The organism is Chryseolinea soli, assembly GCF_003589925.1.
GTDB classification, from domain to species: domain Bacteria; phylum Bacteroidota; class Bacteroidia; order Cytophagales; family Cyclobacteriaceae; genus Chryseolinea; species Chryseolinea soli.
Map to the genome: position 1 here is coordinate 6658003 of NZ_CP032382.1, position 12444 is coordinate 6670446.

Genomic DNA, 12444 nt, shown 5'->3' on the forward strand with positions numbered 1-12444 from the left:
TTCTCAATAGTGACATACGTAACACCACAGGGAAAAGATCAAGCAGCGTGCGGGATAATCAATGGCGGGATCAATCCAGCACCGACAGTGACGTGTTAATGATATCGTTAAAAAAAGCCTTGTCTGTCGTTGACTTTGCCGACACGCGTATGCCCTTGATGGTGTTCAGGAAAAAACGGGTAAGCGCTTTTGCATCCTGCTTACCGCTGATCTCGCCGCTTTCCTGTCCCTTGCGGATGGCGCGGTGAAAAGCCTCTTCGACCTGTTTGTCGTTTTTGCAAACAATATCTTTCACTTTTGCATCGTGTGGCGCTACCTCTACTTCGGCATTGACCATGAAACAACCCTTGTGCTGTTTGTCTTTCAACAGGTTGCCGGTGATCAATTGCAAAAGCTGTTTGATGGCCTCTTTGGCCGATTCGGTATTGGCGACGATATCATCCACCTGACTACCCCCGGTATTCTGGTAGAATTCCAGCGCCTTCAGGTATAAAGTGTGTTTATCGACATACGTATCATACAGGCTCGACCGGCTTATGCCCAGTGCATCCACCAGGTCCTGCATGGAAGTGCCATTGTAACCTTTCAGCCAGAAAAGACGCACGGCCTTCGCCAATACTTCGCTTTCATCAAAATCTTTACTTCGTGCCATAACACAAAAAGCTTTGCCTGTTCAAGGCAAAGCTATTCATTTTTCAATAACGGTAGGTACGCAGCTACGGGTATCTGCTTACCGCATGCCGCCGCTGGCAATGATCGTTTCGCCTGTCAACCAGCGTGAGTCATCCGATGCCAGAAATACGGCAATGGGTGCGATGTCGTCGGGCTGACCGATACGGCCGAGGGGCGTTTGGGTTACGGCGTTCTTCTGGAAATCGCTGCCGATAAACCCTGCGGAGTGTGTTCCTTCTGTTTCAACGATACCCGGATTAATGGCATTGACCCGGATCTTCTTTGCCCCCAGCTCCTTGGATAAAACCTGGGTGATGGAATCCACGGCGCCTTTGGTACCCGTATAGATCGAGCTGCCAGGCGGTGTGATGCGGGTCACGGTCGAGCTGATGTTGATGATGCTTCCACCCTTGTCGCCAAAGCTCTTTACCGCGCCCTTGGTGACGAGCAACAGTCCCAGCACATTGGTGTTGAACTGGCGGTTGAATTCTTCGACGGTGAGGTCTTCGATCAGGCCAAACTGATAAATGCCGGCATTGTTGACCAATACATCAACACCACCAAAGGCCTTCTGCGCTTCGGTGAAGATGCGGTCTACATCTCCCGGTTTCGATACGTCGCCTTGTACGGCCAGTGCCTTGCCACCCTGGCTTACGATATCGGCCACTACTTTTTCGGCGCCCGCTTGGGCCGATGCATAATTGACAACAACCGCTGCCCCTTCGGCGGCGAGACCCTTGGCTATTTCAGCGCCAATTCCTTTTGATGCTCCCGTAACTACGGCTACTTTGTTCGCTAGTTTTTTCATGTTTTTGTGGTTTGATCCGTTTATTTTGGAATAAGTGTTCCAGAATGAAACGATAATCCGGAATATTCGTTCCAGAATTATAAAATATTTAGGAAGCCGCCGTAAAAAATTGATCGTTAAGGAATTTCAAGTGTGCACCCGCTAGGATCGTAGGAAAGCCGGTGGTACGCTGGCACGTGGGAATGGACTTGGAAAGGATAGTCCGTCCAAAAGTATCGTGCGTATATTCGATAGCGCCCTTGCACACGTTCGGTACGGGGGCCGCTGAAATAAACTTTTTGCCACCGAGAAGCCTTTTATTCTTTCCCGTGTCCATCGGTTGTAAGTTTTTCGCGGAACCTTCTCTATGCCTCCAACTTAAGCACCCTTCCCACCTCATGCTTGTACATCCTACTGATCGGCAGTTTTTTCTTAGCAACCTCTACCATTTCGCTGTTGTAGGATTCGATTTTGTTCAAAGCGATGATGAACGAGCGGTGAATGCGAATGAAGGCTTGCGGCGGCAAGGTTTCCTCTAGCGACGAAATGGATTTCCGGGTGATGATGTTTTTGGTTTGGGTGACCACACGGATGTAGTCTTTCAGGCTTTCGATGTATAAAATATCAGCCAGGCTGACCTTGATCATTTTTCGATCGGCGCGAAAATAGAGATGCGGGTCGGTGGTTTCTTTTTCGGTGAAGAGGTTTTGCGTTGGTGTGGTGGAGAGATCGGTTTCCATGACCTTGTTCACGGTTTTGATGAAGCGGTCGAATGAAATAGGTTTAAGCAAGTAGTCCATGGCGTTCTCTTCAAAACCTTCCACGACAAATTTGTGAACAGCCGTGGTGAAGATGATCTTCGGTGGATCCGTCAGTGTTTTAATAAAGTCCGCGCCCAGCCATTGCGGCATTTGTATGTCGAGAAAAAGGAGGTCTATGGCGTGGTGTTGCAGGGCGGAAAGGGCTTCTACTGCCGTGTTACAGGCTGCGGCCAGTTGAAGCTGCGGCACACGATCGATGTATTGCTCCAGGACGGAAAGGGCAAGTGGTTCGTCATCCACCGCCAGGCAAATAATTTTTTTTGGCTGTCGCATAGAGAGAGGGGCTTAGGATGTGGGTATACTTAAATATAAGCATAACCCCTGTCAACTTCAGGACGCGGGTCGGCCGGATAACGAAGTTTGTAGACCAATGGCATTCGTCGCAAAATGCAAGAGGGCTTGAGATTTCCAGCGGGCCAATGACCATACGAAACCAGTAGGCGTAGCCGCTTCCAGCACAAAGTTCCCATCGCCAGGCGGCATCTGCCGCTGAAAGCGTGCCTTCCGGCTCAAATATGGGTATCGGTTCCCAGGGGATAGTAACTTCCTTCATCATTCATTTCCCCCAAAAAACCGCCTATGAAAAAGTATCTCTCCCTTTCTCTGATGGTTTGTCTCTTGGCTTTTTCCGCGTGCTGGGAGCACGGGAAACAACCCGTAGCAAAAAAGTATCCGTCCACCGTAGCCACCACCTGGATCAATCTGCAACAGAAATTAACGAAGACCACCGCGGGTTACAGTCCGGGCGTGACCGGGCGTGCGTTTGCCTATACCGGACTTTCGCTTTATGAATCCATCGTGCCGGGCATGCCGGGCTATCGATCGATGGTGCCCTTGATGGGCGGGCCCACGATCAGTGTGCCGGCCAATTGCCAGTCGTTCTATTGGCCGGCCAGTGCAAACGCCGCGATGGCCAGCATGATCCGGAATCTATTCGAAAGCACGTCGGCCGCCAACAAGGTCTCGATCGATTCGTTGGAAGCCGCATTCAACACCGAGTTTCACGGCGAGGTGCATGGCTCCGTGCTGCAAAACTCGGCCGACTTCGGCCGGAGTGTGGCAGAGGCCATCTTCGAATGGTCAAAGTCCGACGGCAGTCATGAAGCCTACAAGCCTCAGCCCAACACCTATGTTCCTCCGGTCGGCCCCGGCCTTTGGATCCCCACTCCTCCTGCGTTTGCGCCAGCAGCGTCGCCCTATGTGGGAAATGACCGGTCGTTCACACCCGGCATAGCCGCCCAGACGCAGCCCACCACCTTCCCACTGCCACCGTATTCTGAAGTGCCCGGTTCCAATTTCCGCGATATGGTGGTCTTCTCTTATAACCTTTCGCAATCGCTCACTCCCGCAGACATCATCACAGCGAAGTTCTGGGCCGACATCCCGGGCAACTATAACGGCACGGCCCACTTCACGAATATCGCCACACAACTCATCATCGTAAAAAAACTAAAGCTCGACGAAGCCGCCCTGGTCTATGCGAAGCATGGCATTGCCCTTCGGGATGCTATCATTTCCACTTTCAAAACGAAATATCGTTATAATGTGATCCGGCCCATCTCCTACATTCGCAACGTCATGGGGTTCACCAACTGGAACACCGTAGTCCCAACGCCGCCACATCCGGAGTTCAGTTCAGCGCACGCGGTTATCGGCAAAGCATCGTCGGTGGTGCTGGAGAGTTTCTTCGGCAAGAAGTGCGCCTTCGTTGACCGTACACACGAGGCCCTCTATGGCGCGCGATCCTACAACACCCTGGCCGAGTATGCAGAAGAGGGCGCATGGTCGCGCGTGCTCGCTGGAATTCACTACAACAAGACGGCGGCCAACAGTCTCATCCAAGGCCAAGCCGTTGGGGACATGGTCAATAGCCTGCCGTTTAAAGTGGGTCACGATCGTTAGGATTCGCATCCCAAAAAAAACTTTGCGTTGACTTTGCGTCTCAGCGCCTTTGCGGCAAAATTTGAACCGCAAAGGCGCAGCGACGCAAGGAAAGGCGCAAAGTATTAAGGCATGGCTTACTCGTTGCGCTGTTTCGTGAGTTCAACAATCGTCATCGTCATCGCAGGAAGGGTTAGCGTGCCGTTGGAGGTCTTGCCGGTGAGCACGTCTTTGCTGCCCTGGAAGTCTTTTGTTCGCTCCGCATAGTCCGACAGTTGTATGCTTTTATCGGTGCCGTTCAGGTTGACGGCGCACAGGATGGTTTGATCGTTGTCGTAGCGGAAATAGACATAGACGTTGTCTTTGGGAACGTATTGCGTGAGCTTCCCACTTTTGATGGCCGACGAAGATTTTCGATAGTTGGCGAGCGCTTTCACGTAGGCCTGGGTCTCTCTTTCCTGGGGCGTGAGGTTCTCTTGCGTGAAGGCATTTTTCTTGTCGCCTTTCCAGCCGCCGGGGAAGTCGAGGCGCACCCAGCCATCGCGGGGATAGGTTGCCCCTTTCATGAGCACTTCGTCGCCGTAGTAGAATTGGGGAATGCCGCGGGTGGTGAGGAGCCAGCCGATGCCGATCCTGAACTTGGCCACGTCTTCCTTCACTTGCGTGTAGAAGCGGTTCATGTCGTGGTTGTCGAGGAAGGTCACCAGTTTCATCGGGTCTTTGTACACGAAGTCGTGAGTGAGCATCGTGTAGTACTTGTTGAGCCCATCGTTGGGATTGTCCAGCGCGGCAGCGATGTTGAAAGCCGTTTGGAAATCGGTGACACCCGGGAGGTTGCTCTTGAAGGGGACGATGAGATTGTTCTCCATGAAGTAGGATTGATTCAGCGGACTTCCCACCCAGGTCTCGCCAAACAGATGCAGCTTGGGATATTCCTCAAGGAGTGCTGCATTGCAGCGGTTCATGAACTCCAGTCCATTGTAGATGTACGTGTCGATGCGCCAGGCGTCCACCCCAAATTCTTCCACACTCCACAGCGCATTTTGGATGAGGTAGTTGGCCATGTAAGGATTCTCGTGGTTGAGATCGGGCATCATGGGAGTGAACCATCCGTCGGCCATCCGTTTGCGGTCGGTCTCTGTGCCGTGGGGGTCCATCCAGGCGCCGTCGCGGTAGTTGGTGTTGGTGTAGGCCGGCCATTCGTGGAGCCAGTCTTTCATGGGTTTGTCCTGGACCGTGAAGTGGTACAGACCGGCGTGATTGTAGACGGCATCCTGAACGAGGCGCATGCCGCGTTTGTGCAGTTCGTCGCTCAGCTTTTTATAGGCGTCGCTCCCCCCAAATCTAGGATCGATCTCGTAATGATTGGTCATCGCATAGCCGTGCTCGGTGCGGTTGGGCATGTCGTTCTCGATGACGGGCGTCATCCAAAGCGCGGTCACGCCGAGGCCCTGGAGATAGTCTAGGTGATCGATGACCCCTTGAAGGTCGCCGCCGTGGCGGTGATAGATCGAATCGCGGTTCAGAGTCTGATCGCGCATACCCGCCACATGGTCGTTGGTGACGTCGCCATTGCTGAAGCGGTCGGGCATGAGCAGGTAGATGAAATCGCCGGCATCAATGCCTTGCGCAAAAGCTTTACCCTTGCCGGCCCGCCGGGGCTGAAGCGCCCAGGTCACGGATTTGGTTTTCCCTTTGCGGACAAAATCGATGGAAACATTTCCGGGTTTTGTGCCGGGCGCCACCGTGAGATCGAGCGCATAGTAGTGGGCATTTTCAAGCCGGTCGATCTTGTCAAGCGTGACACCGGGATAGTTGATCCGCACATCGGCCTGGTTAAAATCCGCCTGGGTGCTCCTGACCAGCAACTGGACTTTGTTCCATTTCATGTCCACCCACCAATGCGGCGGATACACGTCGGGAGACTGCGCTTTGGCATGCAGGAAACACAAGGCAAAGCAAACCGGCAAAACTATTTTCATGAACGCGGGTGTCGTTGGTTTCATGGTGTGGGGATAAAGTGAGGTGGTCAATTTTTGATGATGGTGGTGGTGTACTGGGTCGTTCCCTTTCCAATCTTTAAAATGTATAAGCCGGGAGCAAAGGACGTGGCATCCCAATGGTTCCGGTCTACTTTGTGCAGGGACATCGGTTGTCCCAACGTGTTGAAAGCACGAACGTCGAGGTCGCTTTTATCGGCCGCGTCGATCTGCAACACACCGCTGGATGGATTGGGATAGACCGTATAGGAAAATTTCGGACGCTCCTCCTCTACCCCGGTAATGGTTTTCAAGGCCACATCGGTGTAGAGCCTGTACTCACCCGGTTGCAGCGTCATGCTCACGGACGTGGTGGTCACAGATAACGGCGTTGCTTTGACATAGTCATACCATGTGCCGGCATGCAGAAACGTTACGGTGACGTTTTGTGGCGTCACATCAAAATTCCCTACGATCTGCACATTCATCTGGCTGGCATCCGAAGGCGTCGCGGTGTAGGGATTGTTCAGTAACGTGATCTGTTTTAGCAATTGATTCCCCGTGGTGATGGTGGCGTCACCCTTCGTGAAAACGCTATACGTGTTTCGAAGCCGGATGAGGTCGGCCACGTGATCGTGCAAAGCCGCGCGCTCGGGCACGGTTTGATAGTTCCACAACACAGGCTTGGCCGTTACGCGGCAATCGGTGCTGATGGTGCCATCGGTGCAGCGGTTGATGCTTTGATCATATCCCAGCTCTTCAAATTCCCACAGCATCTTCGGCCCCGGCAGCGTGTAGAAAAAGGTAGCGGCAGCTTTCATGCGATTCAATGCGGTGGCCAGTGTCTTCACCGAATACGTGCCGGATGAATTTCCATAATTCAGCGCCTTATACATCATGCGTTCCTCGTCATGACTCTCCATATAGGACACCAGTCGCGGATCGGTCCAACTGCGAGTCTTGTAATACCCCCACGAAATATCCGAGCCGGTGCCAAAGCCCATGGCCGTCTGCGTGTAGGCGTAGTTCTCATTTCCCCACAGCATGAGGCCGTCGGCAGCAAGAACTGTTTCCTCTGAGTTGTCGGCAAAATGTTCCAGGATGAGATAGGCATCGGGTGTGTGCGAGCGGACGCGGGCCGCCATACGTTTCAGGATGTCGATGCGCGATTGGTCATACGCGGACCAGGCCGCCACATCGCTGCCGGAATTTTTCTGTGTAAATCCTTTCGACAAGTCATAGCGAAATCCATCAACTTTATATTCGTTCAGCCAATGATAGTTTATGGTGTCGACGTATTGCTGCGTGTATTTGCTTTCGTGGTTCATGTCAAAGAAAACGCTATACGGGTGGGTAGCCGTCACGTTAAACCACTTGTTGGTGGGATTGGGTTTCATGGCGGTGAAATCAAAATCCATCATCACATAGGCATTGGGGAGGTCCTGATGGTTCAATACCATGTCCATGATCACGGCGATGCCGTTCAGATGGCAGATGTCTATAAATTCTTTGAACTTATTTTTGCTGCCATAATATTTATCGGGGGCAAACATGAACGTGGGGTTGTAGCCCCAACTGTCGTTGCCGTTGAATTCGGTGATGGGCATCAGCTCGATGGCGTTGATGCCGAGTTTCTTAAAATAGCCGATCGTGTCCATGAGGCTCTGGTAGGTCCGGGCATTGTCGCCAAAGAAGTCGCGGATGTGCAACTCATAGATGACGAGATTTTCAGGGGCCGGCTTATGATAATCCGAGGCTGTCCAAGCAAAGGGTGTTTGTGCCGTCTGCAACACGGCCACGCGGTTGAAATACCATTGCGTGTTGAGGGCTTGCGAAGGATAAGACTTTAAACTGGGATAGGTTGTCGCCGGAATATATTGGTCATCCGGGTCCAGCACTTTGTCGGCAAATGGGTCGGCGATCTTTATGGATTCATCCACCAGGTATTGGAAGCCATACTCCTCTCCGGCTACGAGTCCGCTCAGGGTGAGCCAAAAATGCTCGCCATCTTTTTTCATTTTATAGTCCTCGTCGATGGCCCAGTCGTTAAAGTCGCCGAGCACATACACAGAAGTCTTGCCCGGTGCCAGCAAGCTGAGTGTCGCCTGGCTTGGGTCGCCGCTGTTATAATTTATACCGTCGACAATGCCTGCGGGGCGCGGCGCATTTGCAGTGGCGGTGCGAACATAATAGGCAAAGGTGCTGGTCTTGGTGTCCGTGCCATTGTTGGCCGATCCTTCCACCGTGACCGAGCCTTCCGTTTCGGTTACCGTGTGTGTATAGTTCAATGTTGTGTTTTGAACGATGCTGGCTTTTGAAACACCACCCACTTTTATTTCGAGATCGGCTGTGGCCGATGCCTTTAGGGTCATGGGGATCTGATCACCCGTGTTCACAAAAAAGGTGGATTGAGTTGGGGTTGTGAACTTGACAGAGAAGCCGGTGGTGATGGTGATGTATTTATCGACATCCGTCTGCTTGTTCTCGCTCCAGTCGCGGCTTTTTAACTTCAAGCCGATTTGCGTGATCGCAGAGGCGGGTTTGTTGAAGAACGTCGTCGGTGTGAAGGTGATCGTGTATTTGTCGGGGTTGGTTGTTAGCCGGTAGCACTTCGCGGCATCTTGCCCGGGCGATGTGGCGGGATTAACGTTGGTGGGTGCGTCGACGGAATTGCCGCCGGCGTCTTTGAGCCACGTCCAGATGTAAACGGGGTTGGTGTCGTTGTTCCACGCGAACTTATCAAGGCTGGTGCCGGAGACGTCGACGGTGATGGTGACCGGTTGGTCGGCAACGGGGAACGCCGGGACGGTGGTTACGATTTGGGCATGGGAGAATTGTGTGATGTAAATGAGAAAGAGTGGTATAAGTATCCGTTTCATCCCGTTGTGATTTGTGAGTGTTTTTGCTTGCGAACAAATGTGTTTACGTACGTCGGTGTGTACCCTCCGAATTCGTGTTGGTGAAGAACACCAACGTGGGCGATATGGGTGGTAAAAAAAGCTGGCGGGTGAGAACATCCAGCAGCCAGCGCTGGATGTGTCTCCCCTACCAACTTTTCGCAAACATCATTTCTTTGTGATCGTGTACGTATATCCTGTCGGGGCAAGGTTGAGTTCGATGAGGTAGGTTCCGTCACCGGGTGACTTTATGTTTCCTCCACCATATTCCAACCATCCGTCGGCATTGCTGTCGCCAAAATTGATGTCCCAGCTGTTGTTGGCTCTGAACTTCAGTTCATGCGTACCGCCGGTGAGCACAATGTTGTCGATGGACAGGGTGTAGGTTCCCATACCGCCGGTGAGCGTCAACACGCCCGGGTCGGGGTCGTTGGCAGGCCATCCGCCGGGAGTGGCATCGCCCACTACTGCCCACGTGGTGAGGGTCGTCGTATATTTCAAGGTGAGGAAGTCGGCAGTGATGCGATAGAATCCATCGGTCGGCACCTGGATGTTGTTGCCTCCATCCTGTACGAGGTTACCGTCCGTGCTCTTGCCCCACGCGCCAGCCCAATCCTGAACCTGCAGGAACTTGAATCCACCGTTGGTGTCGGTATGCTTCAGGTAGGCATACATTTCAAATTTGCCATCTGCCGTTTTCATAAACTGAACGGACGCACCGGGATTCCAACCGGCCGACGAGGCATCGCCGACGAGGTATAATTTATCGGGATACGGGTAGCGCACGAGCGTGATCGTGTACTTCAACGTGGCATCGTTAAACGTTATCTTATAAAATGCATCTGCGCCGTCCCACACAAAATTAGGGCCGTATTCGGCTGCTGTTCCCTCTTTGTCAGAGTCGCCATAGTTCTTTCCTTTGAAATAAGGGCTCTCGGAGAATTTGAATTCGTCGTTGGGCTTCAGTCGCACTTCGGCAAGCTCCCAGCTGTTGTCGGCTTTCAATTGGAACTTGCTTTCGTCGCCTTCAAAATTATTGAAGTTGCCCAACACATAAAGGCCCGAGAGGTTGGTCTTGAAATTCACAGCAGGCTTCACGGAATACGCGAGGGTCTGGTCGTTGAACGTGATGTTGACAAGGCCCGAGAATTTACAATCCGTGTTGCCATTACCACCTTCGGCGTGGTTGGAGTTCATCAAACCATCACAACCGGGATCGCCCCAATCTTCGTCGGTCCAGTCCGGTGTGTTTTTCAGTTTCCAGGCTTTGCCTTGCAGATCGACGTTCTTGATCTCCCAGGTAAAGTCGCTGATCAGCGTCAACTCTGCAGCACCCCAACCGTTGAATTCACCGGCGATATACATTTTCGTGTTCTTGGCCGGGTATAAGGTTTGGGAAACACTGAAAGGCACCGATTTTTCAATCGTCAGGTTGCGGGAATTTACACCGGTGATTTCCATGGTATAGGCACCCAGTGGCAGCGCAGCTGAATTGAAGTCGCTTGACTTGGCCACGAGGGAATCCTTTGTCCCGCTAAGGGCTTTTGTCATCGTATACAAAGTCGTGCCGGCTTCGTCTTTCAACGTCAGCGTTCCGGAGGTCAGCGGGGCGCCGCTCACCAAGACGGCCTTCAAATCAAACGTGCCGATCTTCACGCTAACGGTTGGGCTGGAGCTGAAGACCGTTGGAGGAAAGCTGAGCTGTCCTTCCACGTCCTCCACCTTATCCTGGCAGGAATAGAGCGCGGCGGCAAAAATGAGCGAAAAATATAGAAATAGCTTTTTCATGTTTATGTCAGTTTTAGTAACCGTCATTCTGTTTTAATTTCGTATTGGCCGTCAAGGCTGCCGAGGGAATAGGGAACACGTTGCGGAACGCTTGGGTTTGCTTTCCGGCAGCGCTTTCGCCGCCTTTCCAAGGCCAGATGGCACGCGGGTCGCTGTTATCGCTCACCGTCAGCAAGCCAAAGCGAACCAGGTCGGTTCTTCTGTGACACTCCCAACTGAGCTCACGACCGCGCTCGTCGATGATGAAACTGAGCGTGAGATCGGAAGCCTGGAGGTTTCCATTCGTATTGCCATAGGCGCGGACGCGCAGTTGGTTGACGTAACCCAAAGCTGTGCCGGCATCGCCACCGGAACCGCCTCTCAAAACGGCTTCAGCGTACATGAGATAAACATCGCCCAAACGGAACATCGGGAAATCAGTGTCGGCAAACGTGGTGTTGCTGCCCGGGGCTCCCGTAGAGCTCACGTTCTGGAATTTCGGATGTGCATAGCCCTGATTGAAACTCGTGTTCGGTGTCGAGGGTATGTCTTTCGATTGGCCATCGGTGTAGAAGTTGCCACGACCGTCAGCAGGTGCAAACAAATTCACAATGTTCGCCGTAACGCGAAGACCGGCCCAGCCGCCATCGATGCCATAGTCAGAAGGTTTCATTTTGTCGCCTCCCACAGCCGCGTGGGCCAGGAAGGTTGTACCGCCATAGGTCTTCGTATAGGTTCCATCAAACGCCACCGGGAAAATGATCTCGGGTGACTTGTGATTGTCGGCCAGGAAGAGATTGCCATATACCGGGTCGAGCGTGTAGGCGTTGGACGCAATGATCTTGTTCAAATACGTCAACGACTCGGTATACTTCTCTGCACCAATGTAGGTCTCGGCGTTGAGATACAATTTTGCCAACAGCATCCAGGCAGAAGCCTGGTCGACGCGGGCATATTCCATGGTCTTGGGTTTGCCCAGGTCAGGTTCCACGGCGAGCAGTTCACTTTCGATGTAGTTGAACACATCTTGCTTGCCGCCTGCCGGCTGCCCGGGAGCATCCGTGCCGATGGGGTTTGTTTCAGGCACCAGCGGAATGCTGCCGAACATGTCGAGGCCATGCCAGTAGCTCAGTGCACGGAGGAAACGCACCTCGGCGCGGTATTGTTTGATGTCCGCCTTCATGGCATCGGTAACGCCACGTGTAGCCAGCAAATCATCGGTGGTCTGACGCAGAAATTCGTTGGCCATCGACACCTGGAAATAGACGCGGTTGAACATGGCATTGATAAATTCGCTTTGCGAGGTCCAGTTCTGGAAGTGCAGGGTTTGGATGGTACCGTCGTTCCAGCCGATCACAGCTTCATCGGTGGGAAGCTCTTGCAAGTTGAAGTACATGCGGATGTATTGCGAGAACCCGCCATCGATGCCGCTGATGTCGGAGTTACCATCACCGGACGATTGACCACCAATGGCCAAGCCGGCATATACTTTGGCGAGCGATTGCTTGTAGGCCGCAGGGTCGGTAAAAACCACATCCCCTACCGCCGCATTCTTGGGCGTTACGTCCAGGTCGGTGCAGCCAAACACCCCGCCTAAAAGGACGATGAACGCTATTCGTAGTATCTTTTTATTTTCCATA

The 12444-nt window shown here is 52.8% G+C and carries 8 protein-coding genes; 1 reads left to right on the top strand and 7 read right to left on the bottom strand.

Annotated elements, in window-relative coordinates:
- Positions 1–70: 70 nt before the first annotated feature.
- From D4L85_RS27775 to D4L85_RS27790, 3 genes are all read right to left on the bottom strand, one after another.
- Positions 71–652: a TetR/AcrR family transcriptional regulator gene (locus D4L85_RS27775; RefSeq protein ID WP_119757369.1), complete on the bottom strand. Its 582-nt coding sequence runs from the start codon at positions 650–652 to the stop codon at positions 71–73.
- Positions 653–730: 78 nt separating this feature from the next.
- Positions 731–1480, bottom strand: a complete 750-nt coding sequence (locus D4L85_RS27780; protein ID WP_119757370.1) for a glucose 1-dehydrogenase — start codon at positions 1478–1480, stop codon at positions 731–733.
- 344 nt (positions 1481–1824) lie between these two features.
- Complete coding sequence (locus D4L85_RS27790; RefSeq protein WP_119757372.1) at positions 1825–2553, bottom strand: LytR/AlgR family response regulator transcription factor; 729 nt, start codon at positions 2551–2553, stop codon at positions 1825–1827.
- 306 nt (positions 2554–2859) lie between these two features.
- Here D4L85_RS27790 and D4L85_RS27795 point away from each other — a divergent pair, with 306 nt between their 5' ends.
- Complete coding sequence (locus tag D4L85_RS27795; RefSeq protein WP_119757373.1) at positions 2860–4182, top strand: vanadium-dependent haloperoxidase; 1323 nt, start codon at positions 2860–2862, stop codon at positions 4180–4182.
- Positions 4183–4298: 116 nt separating this feature from the next.
- Here D4L85_RS27795 and D4L85_RS27800 read toward each other — a convergent pair whose 3' ends face one another.
- From D4L85_RS27800 to D4L85_RS27815, 4 genes are all read right to left on the bottom strand, one after another.
- A complete protein-coding gene (locus D4L85_RS27800; RefSeq protein ID WP_228450651.1) occupies positions 4299–6167 on the bottom strand; it encodes a glycoside hydrolase family 13 protein in 1869 nt (622 codons plus the stop codon).
- Positions 6168–6190: 23 nt separating this feature from the next.
- The gene (locus tag D4L85_RS27805; RefSeq protein ID WP_160144044.1) at positions 6191–9019 is read right to left on the bottom strand and encodes an alpha-amylase family glycosyl hydrolase; all 2829 of its coding nucleotides are present in this window, start codon (positions 9017–9019) and stop codon (positions 6191–6193) included.
- A gap of 186 nt (positions 9020–9205) precedes the next feature.
- Positions 9206–10825 (bottom strand): cadherin repeat domain-containing protein, encoded by a 1620-nt coding sequence (locus tag D4L85_RS27810; protein WP_160144045.1) that lies wholly within the window; start codon positions 10823–10825, stop codon positions 9206–9208.
- Between the two features lie 13 nt (positions 10826–10838).
- Complete coding sequence (locus tag D4L85_RS27815; protein WP_119757377.1) at positions 10839–12443, bottom strand: RagB/SusD family nutrient uptake outer membrane protein; 1605 nt, start codon at positions 12441–12443, stop codon at positions 10839–10841.
- Position 12444 lies beyond the last annotated feature (1 nt).